Source organism: Wandonia haliotis (assembly GCF_039523435.1).
Lineage (GTDB): Bacteria > Bacteroidota > Bacteroidia > Flavobacteriales_D > Crocinitomicaceae > Wandonia > Wandonia haliotis.
In genome coordinates, this window is the sequence record NZ_BAAAFH010000022.1 from 877,566 (window position 1) to 901,590 (window position 24,025).

The 24,025-nt window shown below is 40.1% G+C and carries 19 protein-coding genes; 5 read left to right on the top strand and 14 right to left on the bottom strand.

Annotated elements, in window-relative coordinates:
* Positions 1 to 19: 19 nt before the first annotated feature.
* From ABDZ97_RS16505 to ABDZ97_RS16515, 3 genes are all read right to left on the bottom strand, one after another.
* The gene (locus tag ABDZ97_RS16505) at positions 20 to 4,363 is read right to left on the bottom strand and encodes a DUF7948 domain-containing protein (protein WP_343790429.1); all 4,344 of its coding nucleotides are present in this window, start codon (positions 4,361 to 4,363) and stop codon (positions 20 to 22) included.
* Between the two features lie 288 nt (positions 4,364 to 4,651).
* Positions 4,652 to 5,302, bottom strand: coding sequence for a response regulator (locus tag ABDZ97_RS16510; protein ID WP_343790432.1), 651 nt, complete (start codon positions 5,300 to 5,302; stop codon positions 4,652 to 4,654).
* A gap of 43 nt (positions 5,303 to 5,345) precedes the next feature.
* A complete protein-coding gene (locus ABDZ97_RS16515; protein WP_343790435.1) occupies positions 5,346 to 7,295 on the bottom strand; it encodes a tetratricopeptide repeat-containing sensor histidine kinase in 1,950 nt (649 codons plus the stop codon).
* 368 nt (positions 7,296 to 7,663) lie between these two features.
* Here ABDZ97_RS16515 and ABDZ97_RS16520 point away from each other — a divergent pair, with 368 nt between their 5' ends.
* Entirely contained in the window at positions 7,664 to 8,638 is a 975-nt protein-coding gene (locus ABDZ97_RS16520; protein WP_343790438.1) for a T9SS type A sorting domain-containing protein, read from the top strand.
* A 65-nt stretch (positions 8,639 to 8,703) separates the two neighbouring features.
* Positions 8,704 to 10,821: a 7TM diverse intracellular signaling domain-containing protein gene (locus ABDZ97_RS16525; protein WP_343790441.1), complete on the top strand. Its 2,118-nt coding sequence runs from the start codon at positions 8,704 to 8,706 to the stop codon at positions 10,819 to 10,821.
* Here the strand turns inward: ABDZ97_RS16525 and ABDZ97_RS16530 are convergent.
* From ABDZ97_RS16530 to ABDZ97_RS16580, 11 genes are all read right to left on the bottom strand, one after another.
* Entirely contained in the window at positions 10,808 to 11,560 is a 753-nt protein-coding gene (locus ABDZ97_RS16530; RefSeq protein ID WP_343790444.1) for a phosphoglycerol geranylgeranyltransferase, read from the bottom strand. The genes ABDZ97_RS16525 and ABDZ97_RS16530 overlap by 14 nt on opposite strands.
* Entirely contained in the window at positions 11,532 to 12,182 is a 651-nt protein-coding gene (locus ABDZ97_RS16535; RefSeq protein WP_343790447.1) for a 4'-phosphopantetheinyl transferase family protein, read from the bottom strand. Before ABDZ97_RS16535 ends, ABDZ97_RS16530 begins: the two co-directional genes overlap by 29 nt.
* Before the next feature lie 2 nt (positions 12,183 to 12,184).
* Complete coding sequence (locus ABDZ97_RS16540; RefSeq protein WP_343790450.1) at positions 12,185 to 12,883, bottom strand: copper resistance protein NlpE N-terminal domain-containing protein; 699 nt, start codon at positions 12,881 to 12,883, stop codon at positions 12,185 to 12,187.
* 61 nt (positions 12,884 to 12,944) lie between these two features.
* Positions 12,945 to 14,429, bottom strand: coding sequence for a hypothetical protein (locus ABDZ97_RS16545; protein WP_343790453.1), 1,485 nt, complete (start codon positions 14,427 to 14,429; stop codon positions 12,945 to 12,947).
* Positions 14,429 to 16,024 (bottom strand): hypothetical protein, encoded by a 1,596-nt coding sequence (locus tag ABDZ97_RS16550; protein ID WP_343790456.1) that lies wholly within the window; start codon positions 16,022 to 16,024, stop codon positions 14,429 to 14,431. Before ABDZ97_RS16550 ends, ABDZ97_RS16545 begins: the two co-directional genes overlap by 1 nt.
* Complete coding sequence (locus ABDZ97_RS16555) at positions 16,024 to 16,821, bottom strand: 3'(2'),5'-bisphosphate nucleotidase CysQ family protein (protein WP_343790459.1); 798 nt, start codon at positions 16,819 to 16,821, stop codon at positions 16,024 to 16,026. The genes ABDZ97_RS16550 and ABDZ97_RS16555 overlap by 1 nt, the downstream gene beginning before the upstream one ends.
* Positions 16,818 to 17,564, bottom strand: coding sequence for a deoxyribose-phosphate aldolase (gene deoC, locus ABDZ97_RS16560; RefSeq protein WP_343790462.1), 747 nt, complete (start codon positions 17,562 to 17,564; stop codon positions 16,818 to 16,820). The genes ABDZ97_RS16555 and deoC overlap by 4 nt, the downstream gene beginning before the upstream one ends.
* Before the next feature lie 105 nt (positions 17,565 to 17,669).
* A complete protein-coding gene (locus ABDZ97_RS16565; protein ID WP_343790465.1) occupies positions 17,670 to 18,347 on the bottom strand; it encodes an energy transducer TonB in 678 nt (225 codons plus the stop codon).
* Between the two features lie 49 nt (positions 18,348 to 18,396).
* Complete coding sequence (locus tag ABDZ97_RS16570; RefSeq protein WP_343790468.1) at positions 18,397 to 18,738, bottom strand: VanZ family protein; 342 nt, start codon at positions 18,736 to 18,738, stop codon at positions 18,397 to 18,399.
* Between the two features lie 44 nt (positions 18,739 to 18,782).
* Complete coding sequence (gene gcvH / locus ABDZ97_RS16575) at positions 18,783 to 19,160, bottom strand: glycine cleavage system protein GcvH (RefSeq protein ID WP_343790471.1); 378 nt, start codon at positions 19,158 to 19,160, stop codon at positions 18,783 to 18,785.
* Positions 19,161 to 19,293: 133 nt separating this feature from the next.
* A complete protein-coding gene (locus ABDZ97_RS16580) occupies positions 19,294 to 21,000 on the bottom strand; it encodes a T9SS type A sorting domain-containing protein (protein ID WP_343790474.1) in 1,707 nt (568 codons plus the stop codon).
* A gap of 167 nt (positions 21,001 to 21,167) precedes the next feature.
* Between ABDZ97_RS16580 and ABDZ97_RS16585 the strand changes: the two genes are divergently transcribed.
* Genes ABDZ97_RS16585 through ABDZ97_RS16595 form a run of 3 tightly spaced genes read left to right on the top strand, consistent with a single transcriptional unit; the run spans position 21,168 to position 23,911 of the window.
* A complete protein-coding gene (locus ABDZ97_RS16585) occupies positions 21,168 to 21,851 on the top strand; it encodes a response regulator transcription factor (RefSeq protein WP_343790477.1) in 684 nt (227 codons plus the stop codon).
* A 46-nt stretch (positions 21,852 to 21,897) separates the two neighbouring features.
* Positions 21,898 to 22,338, top strand: coding sequence for a deoxycytidylate deaminase (locus ABDZ97_RS16590; protein WP_343790480.1), 441 nt, complete (start codon positions 21,898 to 21,900; stop codon positions 22,336 to 22,338).
* Entirely contained in the window at positions 22,328 to 23,911 is a 1,584-nt protein-coding gene (locus tag ABDZ97_RS16595) for a S41 family peptidase (protein WP_343790483.1), read from the top strand. The genes ABDZ97_RS16590 and ABDZ97_RS16595 overlap by 11 nt, the downstream gene beginning before the upstream one ends.
* Positions 23,912 to 24,025 lie beyond the last annotated feature (114 nt).

A 24,025-nucleotide genomic window follows, 5' to 3' on the forward strand; every position in this document is an offset into this window, starting at 1 on the left:
TTCTCTGTTATGATTACTGCTATCTGACTACATTTATATTCCCGGAGTCAATGACCTCTGTTCCATCCACCAAACGGATCCTCAACTTATAGACATAAACACCCGTCTGAACAGGTTTCCCTCTGAAAATTCCATCCCAACAGTTCGCCTGGTTGTCAGAAATAAAGACTCTTTCTCCCCATCGGTTGTAGATCGACAACTCAAACTCCTGTACACAATCCCCCATTACGCAATGCTCATCATTATTCCCATCATCATTCGGAGAGAAAATGGTAGGAACAAAAATTTCTCCACATACATTTTCAACAAAGATGACTACCGTAGTGTCTCCGGCACATCCGTTTTCATCAATAGACGTAACAACATAAGTAGTTGTAACCATTGGTGAAGCAATCGGATCCGGACAGTCTGTACAACTCAACCCTTCTTCAGGTGTCCACGTATAGGTATAGCCACCTGACGCTTCCAATTGTACCGATTCTCCCGCATCAATTGTTGCTACCGGAGGAACTACTGTGACAAATAGTTCTCCTATCACACCAACTGTTATTGTTTCAGTAGTTGAACAACCGGTATCATCTGTAACAATCACTTCATACTCTCCGGTTGATACACCGGAAATATCCTGAGTAACCTCACCTGACGACCATACATAGGTGTAGTTTCCACTTCCACCAGAAACCGAAAGGTCTATTGCCCCGTTTGCAACGCCACAGTCTTCATCTGTAACAGAAGCTGTTACTGTTATTACCGACCCTGCACCTATCGTTACATTAATCGATGTTATACATCCAGAATCGTCTGTAACAGTGACTGTGTAAGTTCCCGTAGCTAATCCCGTAGCTGTAGCTGAGGTTCCTCCTGAAGGTGACCATGCATATGTATAATTACCTGAACCTCCGGTTGCGGATACTGTTGCGGATCCGTTTGCCGCACCCAGACATGTCTCGTCAGATACTGAAGTAATCGTGGCTGTTGGTGCATTTTGATTGTTTACATTGATTGTTTCTGTTAGCTGGCAACCATTGGCATCAGTTACAACTACTGAGTAGACTCCCGCTGACAATCCGGAAACACTTGCTGTCGTTCCTACATTTGGCGTCCAGACATAACTATATGGTCCCGTGCCTCCTGAAACATTAACTGTTGCCTGTCCATCATTAATTCCACAGGAAGCATCGACAGACGAAGTAATAACGGTCATAACGGTCGATTCTGTAATAACAACCTGAATAGTACCTGTGCAACCATCAGTATCTTCAGCTACAATTGTATACGTCTGAGGGGAAAGTCCTGTCTGACTTCCTCCGGTCATACCTCCCGGATTCCATGTATAGGAATAAGGTGCATTTCCTCCTGATGCAACAACCGTTGCTGCTCCGTCATTAGCTCCATTACAACTTACATCCGTATGACTTGATTCTGTCACAGTGATTGTAGGACATCCGGTACAGGAAACAGTGACTGTTTGTTGAACCGTACATGAATTAGCGTCGGTTACTGTTACTGTATATCCACCTGGTGCAAGATTTGAAATCGAAGATGTCGTTTCACCTGTTGACCAACTATAGGTATAAGATCCTGTTCCTCCTGAGGGTGAAGCCGAAGCCGTTCCTGTGTTATCACAGGCATCGGTTGCCACAGCATTTGCTGAAAGCGCAGATGGTTCTGCAATAGTAACCTGCACAGACCCCGGACAGTTATTAGCATCTTCAACAGAGACCGTGTACGTCTGTGGAGACAATCCTGTTTGAGTTGCACCTGTTATATTCCCCGGCGTCCATGTATAAGTATAGGGTCCGGAGCCTCCTGTTGCAGATACAGTTGCTGCTCCGTCATTAGCTCCATTACAGCTTACATCAGACTGGTTACTGATAGCTACATTAATCTGCGGACAAGGAGGATCTGTTGAACAAGGTGATAAATCAGCCAATGAACTGATGACAGTAAATACACCATTACCATCGGTAACCATCAAAGGAAACGTTGTAGGGGTATAGGAAGTTCCAACTCCGACAGAAGTCCAAACTGTATCAATATCACTACAAGTATTGGAACTACATCCATCATAGAAACCAAAAATAGGAATGTATTGAGGAGTTGTAGAAGGACAATCAATACATTCCTGTTCAGAATTTATTGGGTAAGTAACCGGAGTTTCTACACCAGTTTCCCAGTTGTAGTTCCCATCACCACCAGATGCAACCAAATCTCCATTTTGGTCAATACATATATTTAACTCAGGACACTCGTCCACAACAATATCAATCGATTCAGAACCACATGGTAATGTATAAGTTATCGTATGTGTCCCCACTCCTGCAACCGCAGGATCAAACACACCTGCTGCATCAACACCTGTTCCACTCCAAGTTCCTCCAGAAGAACTAATTGATGTCAGTGTAACAGGTGAATCTGTAATACAAAGCGGATCAACAGGACATACTGCTACATCACAACATTCAATCGACTTTGGCGCACAAGCAGTTGCTGCAAAAGACTGGATCGTTCCTGTTCTTGAATTACTGGAAGATGTACCCGTAGAGCCACAAGCTATGACATCTCCATTTAGTGATACATGTACATCATATACGTTATAAGTAGTAGGAAAAGAAGCTATTTGATTAAGATTCTGATCAAACTTATACACTCCATTAGCCGAGCCGACATAAATATTTCCGCAATCGTCAATATCTATTCCACTATTTCCAACCTGGGAAGAAGTTCCAAGAAAAGGCACTGTTGTTGTATTATATATTCCCCCAGGAATCGCAACAGTACTTACTATATTACTTGTATAAAAATCTCGCTTCTGAAGTTGATTTCCTCTGTTAACATATATAAACCCATCATAATGTGCCAAAGCCATAATTCCAGAATTATCATAGCGATAATTTTCACATTTATAACTCAACGTTGAACCATTATCAAAAAGAACAGACGACGCTCCTGCTGCTCCACATGCATTCAAATCATTATGAACGTATCCAATTGAATCGTGTGTGAGGAAATAATACCTTCCATTTTCTGAGGGAGCTATCGCCCTCACCTCCTGAGGATCAAAAAGGCCTCCCGCTGAACCATGAAGCTGCACACTAGTAACCACGTTCCCGTTATTCATATTCATTTCATAAATATAGGGCACCGGTGGAACCGTCCCCCCAGTACCTCCTATAACCAATCTTGTCTGATCACAGTTAAAAGTAATATTCCAGAATTCAGTAGATGTAAAAAGACCTCCCGGGTTTGCATTATTCCAAACAAGACCTCCTGCAGGACTTACTTTTTGAATACGAGCTGTAGACCCATTCGAAACATAAGAATTTCCCGCTATATCAGTAGCAAATGTTCCAAGCCACATAGTAGTGTCATATGGAGTATTGTATGTCCACTGCAGAGTACCAGCCTGATCATACTTTAGCAATTGTAATGGCATAATTCCCCCAATTATATAAACATTACCTGCCCCATCACGTTCACATTCCCAAATACACTTCCAGTTTGTGTTAAAATTTGGCGTTTGTGTCCACGGATCAATTACTACTGTCCGCATTCTATTATAGTCACTTAGCTCAAAAGAAATGACATTTCCCATTATACGATATTGAGAATGTATAACATCACTTACATTTCCCTCGTAAAATGTAAGTGGGGCATGATCAATTATGTCTCCCAATACAGTAGAGGTTCTAATCGTACCATCTGACTGCATCTGAATATCTTTTGAATAACTTAGTTTTACAACAGAAGGGTCTGAACCAGGATGCAAAACAACCGAATATTTAATTCCAATTTCCGGATGAAATTCATACACTACATCAATATTTGGATATAAGTCTTTATATATTAACTTTTGAAATGATGGAATCTTATTAATATTGATTAATTCCCGATTCGAGTTATAAATAGTGTAGCTATGATAAAAAGAGTCCTCATTCTCAGCAATTATTCTGACATTTGGATTAGCACCCACCCAAAAAGCAGTAAGCTCATCACGTGTCTCTACAAGTCGGTTATAAAAATCAGCTTCCTGAAATTTCTGCCAATCTTCATTATTATTAAACCCTTCTGCCTTCCTTGATTTTCTATATTCTTTTTCGGCCTTACTGCGTCCTCTTTTATCCTTGTGTGATAGTTCAAAAATAACTCCCGACTTAGTAAAGTAGTAATTATGATTTCCACCATCATGCGCATAATGAATTTCATCATCACTACTTTTCAACCGATCATCAAACTGCCCTTTATTTTTAATAAAAGAACGATTTTGCCCCAGTTCCCTTTCCCAAGAAGACTGACCTACGGCAAGTTTCGTATTACAAATTAAGAAAACAACAAAAATTTGTAGTAGCAAATAGTTTTTCATACTAAACTCTTATTTTACCTTAACAGCAAATAGTTTTGACCTAAATTGGCAACCAATTTTGTACAATTATAAACTACTAACTACTTCATATTCTATCAAAAAACGAATAGTAGCACAGTAACAAGTAGTATAGCAATAAGTTACCAACAATCTGTAAGGTTAATTTATCTTGTCAAATGTATTCAAGAAAACAATTCAATAGTACAGGGCTGCCCCCTCAATTAACAGAATATTGTGTTTATTTGTTAAATAATTAACATAAAATAGTAGCTCTATTTAAATGAAACCCTAAAATTCCTCTATTTCATCCAGATAGGGTTTATTTTCCATAACCCAAAGTAGCAGGCTGTTATTTCTGGCATCCAATTCCAGTTTCTTACAAATACGTGATCTATAATTCTCAACTGATTTAACAGAAATAAATAACAAATCACTGATTTCTTTACTTGTATATTTCTGACTGACCAACTTTAATGTCTTCAACTCAACCTGAGTCAGTTGTTCCAGTTTCTTAAGCAGGTTTTTTATTTTCCCCTCGCTTTCTTCTTCCATTTTTCGCAAGCCCTGGGCAGAGAATCTTTTCCCTTCCAGCACTTCGTGAATACATTGCACCAGTTCTTCTGATGTATGGTCTTTTACTAAATATCCAACCGCTCCGCTATTAAAGGCTTTACGCTGCATTTCTATATCGTTATACATTGTAAGGATGATCAGTTTTGTCTCCGATTGTTCACTCACTTCCTGACATACCTGTAACCCGGTCATTACCGGCATATCAATATCAAGAATGGCAATATCAGGTGATTCTTTAAGAATAGAATCTGCAGCTTCTTTTCCGTTTGTAAATTCCTGAATTTCTATATCCTCAAAGGAAGCTTCTAAAAGTGATTTTACGCCACTTCTAAAAATCGGGTGATCATCAGCAATAACAACTTTCATGGGATAAAGATATAATTATTTCTTTACATTTTTTGCACACAGACTATTCGAAACGAATGACACAACGGAAGCCTTTCCCCCTATTATCAGAGAAGATAGCCCTACCTCCAATTTTAAGTGCACGTTCCCGGATCGTATTCAGACCAATTCCATCAGAGATTTCCTTTTCTGTAAATCCTCTTCCATTGTCCATGTATTCAAACTGGTAATATCCTCCCTGCTGCACAAGAATAATTTTAAGGGCCGATGCATTCGCGTGCTTGATCGTATTATTAATTGATTCCTGCACAATTCTGTACACCTGTGTCTGGATTTCAAGCGGTAAATCATCAGCAGCTTCCGCTACTTCATAACTGCAAACAATTCCCGAACTTTTCTGTACACGCTCAGCCAACGAAGCAATTGACCTGACCAAACCTATTTTCTCCAGATAGGAAGGGTGAAGTGTATGCGACAGATTCCGCGTCTGGTTAATCATTTCTCCTACTTCCCCGTCCAATCCGTCAAGATTGTCAATTTTCCCCTGTCGGTATAAATTGATTTTTGATTTAATTACAGACAAAGACTGTCCGATATCATCATGAAGATCTCTGGATATACGCGATCGCTCCTCATCGATATTCGAGATTAATTTTTGCGTATAATCTCTTTGCTGCTTTCTTCTTAATCGCACATGACGGTTATGGAAAAATGCTAAAACAAGCACAAGAAAGGATACCGAACTGATAATAATGATGTTAATTCTTGAATTATTCAGCGCATTATCTTTGGCTAACAACTCGATTTCCGCATCTTTCTTTTCCAGATCGTAAATAACCTGTAGTTCAGCCATTTTTTCAGCATTATTTACTTCAGCAAGACTATCATGTAAAGAATAAAACTCTTCATAAGCTGCAAGTGCTATTTCATACCGCCCCAGATCTTTTAAAATCATTGACTTAAAACGAAGACCACTTGCTTCATCTTGTTTTGACCCTACCTTATCCGCATATTCCAGCCCGGTTTCAACATACCCCAAAGCTTCATTGTAATTACCTAAAGATCTGGTAACTGAACCTTTGAGAAAGTAGGCTTTTGGCAGGAAAGGGTAATCACCTGTCATTTCAAAAATATGTATGGCAGAATCTATGTATAACAGGGCGGTGTCTTTCTTTCCTAATTCACTATACGAATTGCTGAGGTTTAATAGTGTCACTCCTATGCCTTGTGGAAATCCCAGATTCTCAGCTTTTATTAATGTACTCCCATAATGTTCACGAGCTGCTTCAAAATCTCCTTTCTCGGATGAAATCAGCCCCAGATTATTATGCAGATTAAAAGCCAGACGTTCTTCCCCGAGTTCCTCCGCATATTTCAAACCTCTCTGCAAATCTTTTTCAGCCTCTTCGTATTGTTTATTATAAAACTTAATCAGACCAATATTATTAAGCATCATACTGATATGATACTTCGAATCAATTTTTTCCGCTGACTTTAGTGCTTTGAGATAATAGTCCATTGCGTCGTTCCGGTTACTCCGCGATTCGGATATAATTCCCAATCCGTTATAACACTCTACGATATTCTCTCCATCCCCTCTTTCAATTGATTTTTCCAGTAGTTCTTTGAACTGCTTTTCAGCAGTATAGCTATCGCTATCTACTAAAATAAACGCTTCCCGGATTAAAGTAGTGTTGTATAGTGTCCAGTCTTCATTTTTCTTCGCCAGCTTCTTGGATTTAATATAGTATTGTGCTGACGAAACCTTTTTCCTGGAAAAATAATAGTAGTTACCATAATACTGATAAATCAAAGCTTCTCTTGAAAGATCCTTTAGTTCTCTTGCAATTTTTATTGCACTATCTCCATAAGAAAACACAGAACTGGAATCATAATACGTGCTCTGTCTTATATTTTTGGCTAAACTGTCAAACTGTTCTTCTAATTGCTCTTTATTCTGTCCAAAGCAAGTGATTATCATTAAATTGACAACACAAAATATGCATAATTTCATGTATTTTGGGATTTCATAAGTTGGCGATTAAATGTAATATTTTTTTAACAATTTGAAAAATAAAATAACAACTTATTTTACTATTCAAACATCTCTAATTGGTAACGTCTACTTTTCCCTTACTCTAAAGAGGAATCAGAATACATACTTCCTTCATAATCAATTAAAAGAAGAATCTCCTTTTATACGCAAGAAAAAGCAACTAAACGAACATAACAGACAACTTATCGACAACAAAAGCCAACTAGTCGAAAAATAATACTAATTAACATTTTATTTATTGTTCGGTAACTAAAAAACCATGTACTTTGCGCCGCATTTTAATTATGCATGCATAATAAATAATAAAAAACAACCGAAAAAACACCATGAAAATCGTATCTACACTTGTATTGTTGATGGCATTAATCTCTAACTACAGTTTGTCTCAATGTACATTTACATCTTCCAACGGAACCGGATATGAAGTTACTATTTCATTAACTCCGTACGAGATTGTACAACTTACCACTCCATCCGATTGTGGTTCTACAGTCAATTATGGAATCAATTTATTCTACTCGGTAAACTTCAGAGGGAAAAGCCCCAACGGAGGTCTGAACACACTGAACGGAATACTTTATATAGGAAACGACCAATTAAGCTTTGACCTACCGGAGCAAGGTGGTTCAGGAGTTACCATGGCGGTTCTGGTTAATCCATGTGATTACCGCGATCAGATTCCACAACCTCCTGTTCAGGCTACAATACATATTCAAGGTCCTGGTATCAGTAATCAGGTAAATGCTCCTTGCGAATTAGCGGGATCTCCTCTACCTGTAGAACTAACTGCTTTTGAAGGTGTTCAAAACGGTAACGGAATCAGGCTAAACTGGACAACTGCCAGTGAAAGAAACAATGATTACTTCATCATTCAAAAGTCTACAAACGGAACAGATTTTGCAACGATTGATTACGTTAAGGGTTCAGGAACGACAACTGTTGAACAAAACTATGTGTTCGAGGATCAGGAACCTGCAAAAGGAGTCAATTATTATAAGTTAATACAGGTTGACTACGATGGAACTCAAGAAGAAAAAGGGGTGATAAGTGTAGATTATACAAAATCCGATAATGTTTACTTTTATCCTAATCCAGTAGCAGGAACTACTTTATTTGTGGATGAAGTGGCAGATGGAAGCTCTCTTCAAATTATCAGCATGCAAGGAACACTAATCAAACAAATGGATCTTACAAGTATTACTGAAATTCAACTGAATGATGTAATGTCAGGCACTTATTTTTTCCGCATTCTTGATAAGAACTTCGGGACTGTTACGACAGAACGTATTATTATTCGATAAATACTATTGAACGAAAACCAGTTTCACCTGTTTACCGTATATTGGTTAGGTGAACTGGTTTTCTTATGAGAAGTATTCTTTCTTTATTGTTCGGCTGTTTGATGTATTCACAGCTATCAGCTACAACATCCCCCTATATTTCGGAGTTAGTAGAAAGTCCCCTTGAAATCGAAGGAGAAAAACTTCTTTATTACCACTCCGCAACCCGCGAATTTCAGCTCTCCGAACAAACAACTCCTGAGGACATTGTTTCAGCATTTTCCCTGTACACCAAAAAGAGTCCCAATTTTGGTTTTGCGCGGGAAGACGTCTGGATCGCCTTCATTATAGAAAATCCACATACACGAAGTATTTCCGGGTATTTACAGTTTGATAACCCTATTATTGATGTTATTGATGTGTATTACTGGGATCAGGAAGATCATAAGTTCAAGATAACAGGACAAACAGGAGATCAACGTGATTTTTCAATGCGCTCGCTCGACAGCAGGTACCCCAATGTATTTACCTCTCTCCCGGCAGAGCAGCAATCCTTCTTTTTGATACGGTTGAATAATGGCGGAGAACAGTTTCACTTCGGATTATCATTCCAAACCAGTAAAACAATACTTGAGCAGGATCATTTTCACCAGTTCTTTTTCGGGATCTATTTTGGAATACTGCTCTTCGTTCTTCTCTTCAATGTTTTTCTCTATTTTTCAATGAAAGAAAAACTATCCCTTTATTATATCGGCTATCTGTTTAGCCTGGGAATCCTTCAGCTTTCTCTCAATGGTTTCGGAAAAGAGTTTGTCTGGACAAATTCAGGCTTCTTAGCGAATCACATCAACCCCTTATTTGCTTCAATGGGCGTGTTCTTTCTGATTCTCTTTGTCCGCTCCTTTCTTCAGCTCAAAAAGATTCTTCCGAAAATAGATCGTAGTTTTGTTATCATCAGCTACGTAGTTCTTCTTAACTCCGTGCTTTCCGTCATTCCCAATGCGCACATCTATTATTTCTCTGTTCTTGCTATTAACGTAATTACCCTGCTACTTACACTTGCTATTATCCCTGTTGCTCTATACGCCTGGAAGCAACATTTCAAGTCGGCGCGCTATTTTACACTTGCTTTTTTAGTTCTCATTATTGCTGTAAGCGCATTTGTTCTTAAAAACTTTGGAGTTATCGAATCCAATCCCTTCTCAGATTATGGCATGCAATACGGGTCTGCTCTTGAGGTTATTCTTTTGTCCGTAGCGATTGTAGACCGCTTCAAACAGCTCAGGGAAAAGGCCATTAAACGCCTCAACGAAGTCAATGAATTCCGAAAAAGAATTAATGAGGAACTGGAGATAAAAATCAGGGAGCGGACCCGGGAAGTTGTTCAGCAAAAGCAAAAGATAGAGGGTCAGCATGCAGAACTTGAATTCAAGAATAAAGAAATGGTCAGCAGTATTTCGTACGCAAGACGTATACAGGATGCTATACTTCCATCTTTGAAAAAACTGGACCAATCACTTCCCGAATATGGTATTCTTTATATTCCCCGCGATATCGTTGCCGGGGACTTTTACTGGCTAAAAAATATCCGGAAGGATGATCAAAATTATATCTGCTTTGCTGTCGCTGATTGTACGGGACATGGTGTACCGGGAGCGATGATGAGTGTTTTATGCCACAATGCTCTGAACAGTGCTCTTGACGAAGTAGATCAGGTTACTCCCGGAAAAATCCTGGATAAGGTCGATGAATTATTAAAAGAAGATTTGTCTGGAACTGAGAACCAAATCCGCGACGGGATGGATATCAGTCTTATTTGTTGGAATACTACCACACAGGAAGTATTCTGGGCCGGGGCAAATAATGCACTTTGGATTTTTTCAGAACATAAAGATACCATTCGGGAGGTTGCTCCCGACAAACAGGCAATCGGTTGGGGTGAAAATAAAACGCCGTTTACCTCACATGCCGTTTCTCTTTTACCCGGAGACACGCTTGTATTGTATACAGATGGTTTTGCAGATCAGTTCGGAGGGGAAAAAGGAAAGAAATACAAAAGCCGAAATCTCAAAAACTATATATTGAATCTTCAATCGTCTGCCCTCCCTCAACTGACAGATCAGTTATCCGAAGAATTTAGTGAATGGAAACAACAGGAAGAGCAGGTTGATGACGTATGTATTATGACTGTCAGGCTTTTTTAACTTCCCGGTTGTAGTTTCCTATATCCAAAAGGAAATCTATATTTTCTTCAATATGGTTTCCGATGACAATCAGATTAACTCCTGCTTCTTTGAATTTGTCTATCGTTTCTATTGATTTAATCCCTCCACCAACAATAATAGGTACTTGAATTTCCTTTCTCAATTTATAGATCCAGTCAGTCGGAACTAGATTATATGCTCCGCTTCCGGCATCAAAATAAATCAACTGAAGCCCCAACATCATACCCGCTAAAACTGTATTTCGGGCAATTGAAAACTGTTCACCGGGAATAGGAGTTGTCTGACTGACATACTGAACCGAAGTCTGTTTCCCTCCATCTACTAATACATAAGCTGTAGGAATAATCTCCAGATTCATTTCCTGCAACTCAGAAGCTGCAGCAATATGATGACCGATTAAATAATCCGGATTACGTCCTGAAATAAGGTTTAGAAAAAACAACGCATCCGCATCATCCGAAATTTGGTGGGAAGCCCCCGGAAACAGGATTACCGGAAGTTGCGTATGTTGTTTTAGTAAAGCGATACATTGTTTGAGATCTTTTGCAGAAACGGTACTACCTCCTACTAAAAAGTAATTTACTCCAGCAAATTCGGCTTTTTGCGCCAGACGAACGATGATTTCTTCCTCTTTCGTTTTTTCAGGATCCACAAGAATAGCAATTTGTCCTGTTTTACCGGAAATTTCATCAAAAATCGCTCTTCGTCCTTTGTACATCGTTTGTATTTACAGTGATAATCAGGTCTTCTCTCGTAAAAATAGCTATTTCTGTAGTATACCACTGATTATCTACTCTAAAATTACCTTTCAGGCGATTCTCAGATAGTGGAACCAGACACAAATCTTCCGCAAAAACTACTCCTTCCCGTCCGGCCAGTTTAAATAACGCTTCTTTTGATGACCAAAGTTTAATCAGGTCGGCTGTCGAAGTGGGATCAAAGTTCGTATACTCACTTCTGTGCAAAAACTTTTCTTTTATCCGGTGCACCTTTTCCCGAACAGGTTCCAGATCAAAACCGACCGGAACATCTTCTGAGAAAGCAATTCCTGCTACATTCGGCGCATGACTGATAGAAATAGCGGGGCCTTTTTCCAGAAACGGGGCTCCATTTTCCCGGTAGGCTATCACACTATCGCTTCCGAACAACTCGTTCTTCAGCAACCGGGTAGCAATGAATTCTCTCTTTCTCTTTGGCAGCAAGAATTTACCAACCCGCTGACGTTCCGAATCTGAAAGTTGTGCGATGTAGCCATCTATTTCAAAATCATCGAAAAACAGCAATTCAATCCTCACCGTTTCGTTGACATTGATCGATTCTCTTTTAAAATCGTACACCATTCTTATTTTGTTGTCTCAGCAACCCTAGGAATTTCAACTATTTCAATGATTTTCGCATGCTCCTTATTTGTCCCTTCCATATCTTCCGCTTCTACCATCTGTAGTTTCAAACGGCTTGTAAAATCCTCGCGAAGTGAATCTGGCGTGCTCAAAAAGATCTGTTCCATTTCCATATTTGTCGAATCTGCAACTACCGGATACGTTTTACCACCAAATTTCACGATATGTGCATCTGCCATATAGAAATAATGAACGTCTGCCCAAAAAGGTTTTGAAAAGTCAACTTTTTCACCTGATTTTTCAAGTGTATAATCCAATGTTGTAGCTTCCTCCACATCAAAATCAGTTACCATTTCAATTGCGTCCCGTTGTGCTTTATACCTGATTTCACGATCCGGAAAGGCAACTGTCACGTTTCCTTTGTCTGAATTCCATTCTCCAAAAGAAGCATAAGGAATTTCATCTTCCCCGAGATACGTTTCCAAAATTACCGCAGTTCCGTCATCCTTAAGATGAACTATCGTCTCAATCCCCTCACAATCTGCACAGGGTAATACTTCTTTAAAAACTCCCGGAGAAACCTCTTCTACATATTCTACCTCCTCATTATTACTCTCTTCACTTTTTACCTCTGATTCTCCCGAACAGGAAAACAAGAACAAAGAAGCTGCTACCACTACACCTGTTGTATAAAATTTCATCACGATCCTTTTTGCTAAGATACAAAACTCCCCAATCTTCCGGTTAAGACTGAATTAAGTTTTAATAATTTCGGGGATCGTTCCACAATTCGGTTCTAAGTCCCAAAAAACCTCCCAGGTAACTTCTTAATTTTCCCCCATGAGATTTACCCAGATACTCAACAGTAACAAAAGCCCTCATTCTCCACTTCGGAACAACCATATAGCCAGTCGTCAATTGCACTTTTGTCCAGTTATACTTATCTCCGTTCCCAATATAAAAACCATATTCTCCGGGTCGGTTATTGTACGACTGAATGATGTCTCCTCCCCAGGAAATACTGTCAGAAAAATCACTTCCTCTCAATGCATATACAACATCGACATTAAAGTCCCACCTCTCACCAACATATCTGAGGCGCGTATTCCATTCAGCAAAATTAGCCCCATACGGATGCGCTAATACAGTTCCCTGATGTGTAAACGATTGTCCGGTTGTCCCATGGGTATAAGTATAGGGTCTTGCAAAATTTACTTCTGTAAGATATCGCAGCCCTTTTATCCCAAATACGTTTCTTCCTTTCACCCCCAATTGCGCAGCAAACTTATTGGCCCACCAACCATTCGCCGCCATGATTTCCTTCAACAGAAAATCATCAATCATCAACTGCCCGTAAACCTGAAGTGACGGATAAATTTTCTGGCTCAACTGAATTCCTATTTGTACTTTGTCGGAAGAGCCTAAGCCATACTCCACAGGTCGGTACAGAATAAAAGGATTTAGGTACTCCCACTCAAAAGGGCGACTCTGACTACCGGCTTTACCACTGTAAATAACAGACTCAAAAAAACTAAAGTTAAATCCTTTGAACAGATTCAGGCTCAGATAGTGTGTCGCAGCATGTTTTCTAAAAAAACCTCCAGCCAGATCTCTTTCACGCAAAAGCTGGTGCAAAATTACATACTCGGCTCTCCACACTCGTAAGCGCAATGAAACAAACGGATAAGGTGTTCCATAACCATCTAATAAAAGAGAACGATCTCCCTCACCAAATTTGTTATTATCTAATCCCACCTGAAAATTAAAGAATTTATTGGGAGAATAACTGATTCTTCCTCTAAGATCATGGTACTGATAGGTTGTAAATCCCTGATTCTGAAATCTGAAAAATGCGGTAGGATATGCGCCGCCCGAATATATAATAGCGTCTCTGTTTGCCAGCCCTCCGGCATACCCCAATTGCATATATAAGCCTTTTACCGGAGCATATTCAATACCTACCCCCACTCCCGTCCGTAGATCCAATCTGTTTTCGGTAATTCCTCCGACAAGATCAGCAACCGGAAATATAGAAAACAGGTTTGTATGTGTATAATCGACCGTATCCTTCTTCATATCCGTCCGACGTTTTGCAATTTGCGGATAAATTGAAGTGTGACGATCAAATGATTTCCACCCGTCTGATTCCGTTGAGTCTTCAACAAAGTATGTATTCCATAGCAATCTCTCCTGACTATATGCCAATCTGAAAACCAAAACGCCTATGACAATCAATAGTATTCTCATCAGAAATCAAAATATCGGTTTTCTAATTGTGTTCTCAACCCAAAACCGACATATAAAGTCTGCGAATCCGATGAGGGAAATGCTTCTTTACGGTACAGCATTGATAAAAAGATCTGTAAATTATTCATCCGGTTAAACCGGTACAATACATCTACCTGCTGCAAGAATAGGCGTCCGTTTTCGATCACAGAAGGAATAGGAGATACAGCCAATAACCGGTCTCCCAACATCCCTGTATTTAGATTTCGTGTCGTACGATATAGATTTGTTTTGGATTCAATTGCTATCCGTTTCCATTCATACGACAAGCGCACAATAGCCTCAGAAAAATTATTCCCTACAGGATGAACCAATGGTAAATTATTATGGGAAAAGTTCAACCTTCGGTTAGGATGTGTATAAAAACCTTCAGGAACAGTATTATACTCTACCTGAAAAAATAAATTCCGGATGCGAAAAGGTTCTGACCATCTCATACCAACCTGATAAGCCGGCGAAAACGACCTGAAATCATCTAACGCCAACTGACCATATACATGAAAGTGTGCCGGCAACTTAACCAACATATTAATCCCAATCATCGAGTTGGACCGGGTTCCTTTTGTTCCTAAAACGGCTGTATTTATAATCGGAACCGGATTATAATACAACCCGTGTACTCTTCTGATTTCAGTAGAATCACCTCTGTCCCATACGGTAGATTCAAAAAAGGAGATTGCAGCAAATTCCCAGGGTTTATAAGTAAAATAGTGTGCTGAAAAACCTTTCTTTTCATATTGTCGCTCGGTAGCATTTGACTGAATCTCCGTACGAAGCAGGTTCAGCTGTTGTCCATAGATTGCTTCTCCACTTAACTTCTTATTGATCCGGTACGAAAACCTGAGATAAGGAGCATTCGCTGAGTAGTCAGAAAGTAGTACCGAACGGTACCCCGAACCTACAAAATGTCTGTTATTACCCAGTGACACTCTTAGAAACTGGAAAGGTCGGTACGTCACTGATCCAGTAACATAGGCATAATCGAACGCATCCCCTTTAAAAGGCTTGGTTCTGGCTGCCCCGGGAACAGAACCATTCTGTTGTATATAATTTCCAGACCCCGGATAATACTCTCCGGACTGCGTAATATAGTGCGCCTGATAATCTGCAAATCGTTGCTGATTTTCTCTGAAATCAGAGGAAAAAGAAACTTTATCTGTGATATCACCTTTTACTTCAAATCCTCTCGTATTACAAAACAAATTAGTCGTTGTTACAGCATGCAAATCACGTCCCAATGAGAAATCTACAATAGGATTTACAGTTATAAAATATCCATTGCCTTTGATCTCAAAAAAGTGTTCCTGAAATAACTTTCTTCCCAGCCATTTTCGCTCTTTCTTATCTTCATTCAAATGGTGGATTTGAAACGTAGTTTCTTCTGTTTCCGGAAAAAAGGAAGCTCCCGTGTAGGTATAAGCATACACCGAATCCGGTAGTATCTCATACGTTGTATGGTACAGTCTGTCTTTATAAAAATCCACCATGGGATAAAATCGCTGCTGAGCAGAAAGTGCAACGGGAAAAAGTAGTAGGATATACAGGAGGAGTTTCACTATCCGGGTAGATTTTCAGCAACAAAAAACGGATTATACAGATTGGGTTTATTATACGTCAATGGCAAACCTGTTTCAGCATTTAGAACGGTTCCTCCAGCTGCTTCGAGTAGCGCCTGACCGGCTGCAATATCCCATTCCATAGTCGGAGCGAATCGCGGATAGCTATGCGCCTTTTGCTTAACAAGATCAATAAATTTCAGTGCGCTCCCCTTTCTCAAATACGTTAATTCACCATATTCTGATTCCAGATTATCCAGGTAGTCTGTAATCATTCCTGAATCATGACTACGGGAAGTCAATACAACTATCGAATCTGAACTCTCACTTTCACCTTTATCAATTTCTTCAATATCCGGAGATGCATTTGTATAAAATGCCTGAAACAATCCCATTTCTTTACCTCCAAACATCATATAATGTTCTACCGGGGAAGCAATTAGTCCGAATACTGGTTTCTCATCTACCACAAGGGCAATGTTTATGGCAAACTCATCATTTCGATTCACAAATTCTCTTGTTCCGTCAACCGGGTCTATCACCCAGCATTTGTGCCAGTCTTTTCTTTCTTTAAAATCCCGGTTCTTCATTTCTTCACCAATGATAGGGATTTTTGTAGGAGCTAAAAACTCTTCGATAATCTGCGAAGATCGATAATCAGCCTCGGTAACCGGACTCCCATCCGACTTAATGATCGTATCGAAATCATTCACATACACATCCAGAATCTCATCCGTAGCGGCAATAGCTGCACGAATGGCTGCCTGAATTTCACTATCGAATTGATTGATGGTCATGAATTGATTAATTTTAACAAATCTCCGGCTAAAGAACTTGCGCCTATACGGAACAGATCAGGAGTTAGCCAATCTTCTCCCAACTCCGCCAGTACAACATCTCTATACAAAGCCGCATCATCAAAGGTACGAATTCCTCCACTGGGTTTAAATCCTATTTTTTTTCCGGAAGCTTCAAATTCTCTTCGGATTTCCTGACACATAATCCGCGCTGCTTTAAATGTTGCTCCTATTTCACACTTTCCCGTCGAGGTTTTTATGAAATCAGCTCCTGCAGAGATCGCAAGAGCAGAAGCAGACCGGATATTTTCATCTGTTTTTAATTCCCCTGTTTCCAGTATGACTTTTAGTTTTGTTCGCCCTGAACTCTCCTTTAATAGTATGATTTCATGCTTCGCAGCTTCCATATCCCCTCCGAAGAATAACCCTCTGTTAAGGACAATATCAATATCATCTACTCCACTTTGTGCCGCTGCCTGCACTTCCGTTTGCTTCAATCCGGTGAATGTCTGACCATGTGGAAACCCTCCGGCAACTACTGCAGTATGAATTTTCGAATTCGTAAGACGAGATACAACATGTTCACCAAAATTGGGAAAAACGCAAATTGCTGCCACAGCATTTCCCTGTGTCTCATTATCGAGTGCAAAATCAATCAGCTTGTCAACCGAATAAACAGAATCCGTAGCATTCAAAGTTGTCAGATCGATGTAGGAGAATAATTCTTTGGCCAGTAACTTCATGGAGTAAAATTTACTCAAAAATGCGAAAATAGATTGTAAATATCAAAGAAAACTTACCGCATATAAACAAAAATCCCCTCGTCTAAACGAGGGGATATCAATTTCTTATCCAAGTCTGAAATATATCGGAACGGTGTATCGAACTCGCACCGGTCTACCTCTCTGTTTTCCAGGAGACCATTTCGGCATGGCTTTCACCACTCGCTCGGCCTCTCTGTCTAATTCAGGAGTAACTCCCCGTACCGTCTTCACCTGAGTGATCGCACCGTCTGTTTCGACAACAAACTGAACGTATACACGTCCCTGATCTCCCATTTGAACGGCCATTTCAGGATATTTAATATTCTGCTGAATAAATTTCATCATGGCTTCTTCTCCACCCGGGAAAGAAGGTTGCTCTTCAGGGAAGTCTACAATCTTCTCAGGTGGCGGCGGAGGTGTGTTTGTCACCTTAGGTGGTTCCACATCCGGTGGGGCAATAGACATTTGCGTCTCTTCCTCATCGTTTTCTACCTCGTTCACCTCATCTGTTGGTGGTGGTGGAACTTCAGGTTCCTCCGGTGGTGGCGGAGTGTCTTCCGGTGGTGGTGGTTCTTCCTCCACAACCTGCTCAAACTGAATTTCCTTATTGATTGCATCATCTTCCCCGCCGTCTCCGTTTCCGGAAGAAACGCCATAAGTAAACGCAACCAAAACAAAAGCTGCCGCAAAGAACAATCCTACACCAACCAAGGCTGGTCTCAATTGTTCCGCATCAACTTCCGGGTTCTTTTTAGGTTCCATATTTACAATTTATCCGTTGCTAATATAGCAATTTTATCAAAAACTATGCCTAAACTAAAGATTCCTTCCCATAAATAAAACGGAATAAAAGAATCCCCATTAAACATCCTATAATATTAGCCAAAATATCCCAAATTTCAAAATATCTGCCCGAAATAACACTTCCCTGTATCAGTTCAATTATAATCCCAAGAACTATAACTCCCAAAACTACCACAAGTAGCGCTTTTCTTTTCAACCATGAATACACATACTGTTTTTTTAGTCCTACCAACCATAAATGTGTCAGCATACCATAAAAAAACCAGTGCATCAATTTATCGAAAGCAAACAGGCTAACAACGTGCTGAGGCATTTCATCTCCCGGAGCTAAACTGAGTGCTATAAGCAATATCAGCCATAAAATACCGGGTATTAAATACCGCCAGAACATACTTACCCTACAAGAGCCTTGTAATCATCAGCAGAAAGAAGGGCATCAAGTTCTGAAGTATCTGACAACTTCACTTTGATCATCCACCCATCACCGTAAGGATCACTGTTTACTGCTTCAGGATTAGCTTCCAGTTCCGTATTGAACTCAAGAATTTCTCCACTCACAGGCATAAACAAATCGGAAACGGTCTTTACCGCTTCAACTGTTCCGAAAACTTCTTCTTTATCAAGAGTCTCGCCTTCAGTCTCAACTTCTACATAAACGATATCACCCAACTCACTCTGAGCAAAATCCGTGATTCCGATTGTAGCAGTATCTCCTTCAACACTCACCCATTCATGGTCTTTTGTGTATTTTAGATTTCCAGGTATGTTCATTTTATCTGATTTTTCTTTTGGCAAAATTAATCTTTTTGGTCAATCTCACCCCATGTAAAGGGATATTAAAAAAAATGCCTGTGCTGCAGAGATAAAATCTTACTCTCATTCCTTTACAGCACAGATATATATCTTATTGTCTACTAACTTTTACTCTGAAAATTTCCTCTCCCGACTGGATTGTCAAATGATATACACCAGTTGATACATCTGTTAGGTTCAACTCGTATAATTCTGTCCCGGAAATGATCTCAGAAAATAACTGTTTACCCGACATATCAAACAAGGAGACAATCACATCCTGAAGATTTCCACCGGGTAATTCCACGTAAAGTTTACCTCCTGTAGGATTCGGGTAAACTGTGATCAATTCTTCGGAGTACTTTTTCAGATTTGTTCCTGCATTAGCATACGCTCCCTCCATTGATGTAGCCCCGGTGTTACCCGGATCCAACCAGGGCTTTAAACGAGCCTGGTTCGATGTTCCGTTTCTATCCCAATCCGAATACAGTTTCCCGTACAAATCAGGGGAGCTGGTAGATGCACAGGTAGAAAGTCCACCTGACAGTTGTCCAACAATACGCCCGTTCTGATTAAAGATCGGAGATCCCGAAGAACCACCTTCTGTAACACCATGACCATTTGTTGTCGCAGCCCATCTTACACGCCAATGTGCATCAGTTGCCCCACCATTATAGGTAGAAGATAATAATGTTGTTGAATATGTTGAGATTTTCTTTGCACTTCCAGCAGGATGATGAATTCCGACTCCCGAAGTGGCTGCAACATCTCTTCTATCCCAACCTGCGAAATACGCTCCGTATGAATGCGGAATATTTGAATTCAGCTCTGCCAGATAGAAATCTGAACCTGCCACCTCATTGTCTCCCGGAGGATTGTTTAAAGTTCCGTTAGCCGATGAAGCTCTAACCTGGCCCCCAGACATGGTCTGTGAACCTTTGGAAGGATCAAAACCATTTCCCGATGGCTGACATACTGTTTTTTGATAATTCCAATACCAAACCCAGGCAGAAATATTAGTTCCGACTGACGGCTCTCCACAATGCCAGGCACTTAAAATGTAGGGTTTAAAATCCATTGCCGTATTATTAACGACAGCACCTGAACAGACAAATACAGATCCTCCCTGATTAAAAGAGTAATGAACAACTGAATTAATCTGATCTTCCCAACCATTTCTTTCTGGAGTACAAGCTACATCAACCTGACAAGACGCTGCTTTCAAAGAAAAATTATTATCCGAATATACACCAACGTGATCCTGAACACCTCTGTAGAAATACGCAACTTCTCCAATTGCGATTTCAGGACGCAGGTAGGTTCCCTTAGGTGCAAAATATTCTATTGTCAGCAAATCTCCCTGTACCATTTCCATTGCCCGGAAGGTAGGAGTATTTGATGTGTAGGCACCTAAAATCTGCTTCTTATTCTTGTTATATACAAAAAGCTCTGCCCCGGTCGGCAACTGAATATCCTTTGAGAAGTACAATCCTAATGCCTTTGCATTCTCTGCGGTAATTGATAAACGCCATACCTGAGAACCATCTTCAAGCTCGTACCAGGTTCCTGAGTTTTCGGGGTTCAGGTTAACCGGAATAATTACACCAACCCGATATGGCTTACTCTTCAAATCTTCCTGTTGATCTTCAATAGACAATTGTTCTGTGTCAGGAGCTTGAAGCGAAACTACCTGATGATTTACCTGAAAGGAATTCCATGATTTTTTAAAGGATACCGGGATCCCCCCCTCACTTACTTGTGCCTTCAAGGTTGTCATTCCCAACAACACTGCACCGGCATAAAGTAAATACTTTTTCATTCTATTACAGTTTATTATGGTTTAAAAAAGGTAAAGCAACAAAAGTCGGAAAGAGAGACAAATGTATCAAATTATTTGTTTCGGACAAATAGCCCGTAAGATCATAATTACTACATCATTACTATAATCTTACTCTACAATTCTTATTTTTGCCTAAATTACAATGCATGAAGAAAAAAGTTCTGCTGGTAGAAGATGAAGCCTCCCTGAGAGAGATGATTAAGTTAAATCTGGAAATGGAAGGTTTTGAAGTTGAGGATACTTCTGATGGCAAAATGGCTTTGGAAAAAGCAGACAAACTTGACGAATATGCACTTGTGATCCTGGATGTAATGCTCCCGCACGTGAGTGGATTTGACATTTGCCGCACTTACAGGGAGCACTCGAATGTCCCCATCCTATTTCTCTCCGCAAAAGGAACAACAACAGACCGGATTGCCGGGTTAAAACTGGGAGCAAATGATTACCTGCCTAAACCCTTTGATCTGGAGGAGTTACTGCTCCGGGTATTCGTTTTGACAGGAAAAAATGAATCTACTACAGCAACCGAAAAGTTGCTGATTGGTAATAAATCGGTTGATTTTAAAACATTTGATGTGGAAGAAAACGGAAGCCCGGTCACAACACTCACCAAGCGAGAAATTGATTTACTTCAACTGTTCAACCTTCATTCGGGAGAAGTTGTTTCGCGTAACATGATACTGGATGAGATTTGGGGGGTTGACCAATACCCTACCTCAAGAACTATTGATAATTATATTCTCAACTTCCGAAAAATCTTCGAAAAAGATCCTAAGCACCCTGTTTATTTCCATTCTATCAGAGGGGTTGGATACAAATTTACTCCCTGATACTGATTCAAAATATTACTTTTGCAGAATAAAATTTACGAGCATCATGTATTCAAACAGGCAAAAACAAAGACGATACGACATTACCTACCTGAAGATGGCTCAAACATGGGGAAATCTTTCACATTGTAACCGAAAAAAGGTAGGAGCTCTGATAGTAAAAGACAGAATGATCATATCTGACGGATACAATGGTACTCCCTCCGGATTTGACAACGACTGTGAGGACGAGAACGGTATGACAAACTGGTATGTGCTCCATGCAGAAGCTAACGCGCTTCTAAAAGTTTCGAGATCAACCAACAATTCTAACGGAGCAACGTTATATCTTACACTATCGCCCTGTAAAGAATGTAGCAAACTTATTTTGCAGGCCGGAATTGCCCGGGTTGTGTACAGAGATGAATATAAAGACCGGTCCGGAATTGACTTTTTGATAGAAGCCGGAATAACGGTAGAACAAATTTCCTATACGGATGAAGAATAACATAAAACTCTTTTTTCCCCTGATTGTTGCTCTGGCACTTGCCGGAGGTTACTATATGGGTCTTCAGTTAAATAAGAACTCACTTATAACTTACGGAAAATCCTCTTCCGATCTGGGGGCCAAGTTTGAAAGTATTCTGGAGGTTATTGAGGAAAGATATGTTGATACGATTGACAGGGATCACTTTTTAGACAAAGCCATCAATGACGTTCTCCACAAACTCGATCCGCACTCAAACTACATTCCTTCTTCCGAGGTGGCTCGTATGATGGAAAGTATCGACGGAAAATTCGGCGGGATAGGTGTCCGGTTTATGTTACACAGAGATTCCCTTGCTATTACACATGTCATCCCTCTCTCTCCTTCTGAAAAGGCTGATATACTCCCCGGAGACCGTATTATAGAAGTAGACGGAGTAGAACTAAGCACAATTTCTCTCAGCAATAGCTGGGTAATGGATCATCTGAAAGGAGAACCGGGAACCAAGGTTGCTGTAAAAGTTTTCAGAAATGGTAAAACATCAAAACATGTCATAACACGTGGCATTATTCCCTTGGAAAGCATTTCATGCGCTACGATGATCACTCCCGATGTCGGATATATTCGTTTAGAACAATTTTCCCAAACCTCTTCGGACGAGTTTTACTCTGCCGCAACGATTTTGAAGGTGAAAGGAATGAAAAAACTCATTTTTGATTTACGTGATAACGGAGGTGGCGTACTCGGTAGTGCCATTGAAATTATTGATGAGTTTCTGGAATCGGGGAAACTTATCGTCTATACAGATGGTGCGAACCAACCCGAGAGAAGATACACTTCCTCTTCGCGTGGAATTCTGAAAGATATTGAGGTTGCCGTTCTTATCAATGAAAACTCAGCTTCAGCCAGTGAAATTGTTGCAGGAGCTATTCAGGATAACGATCGCGGTATGATCATTGGTCGCCGTTCTTTTGGAAAAGGACTGGTACAGGAAGATATTCCTCTTCGTGACGGGAGTAATATACGTCTTACGGTTGCTCGTTATTACACCCCAACCGGGCGCTGTATTCAACGCCCGTATGGAGAAAACGTTGACTATACAGAGGATTTCTTCCACCGTTATGAAAACGGAGAATTATACGCTGTGGATTCTACTCTATTTGTGGACTCTCTCAAATACACAACACCTGGTGGACGCACCGTATATGGAGGCGGGGGAATCATGCCGGATATTTTTGTACCCTATGATTCGAGCCACTCCAGTTTTTACCTCTCCGAATTACGTTACGGTCTTGCCTTCGGTCATTTTGCCTTCGATAAAGTAAATGAATGGGGAAGAAGCAAGTGGAAGAATGAGGATATCTATGCTAAAACATTTTCTGTTTCCGATGCATTACTGAATGAATTTTTAACGTATGCCGAAAAAGAACTGGGTATTGACCGGGATATCACGGGGGAAGAAAAAAGCAAAGCCAATCTACGCAAATACCTTAAAGCAGAAATTGCCCGACAAATCTGGGTAGAACAAGGTTACTTCAGAGTCATTATGGAATCAGACCCGGAAGCATTGAAAGCTATCGAAGTCTTGCATTAATTCAGTATTAGATTATAGATTGAGGGAGCTTGGTAACTCCCTCATTTTTGTTTATTGCATTTTATATCGCTTGCGACATAAAATATTTTTACTTACATTTGTATCGCGAACGAT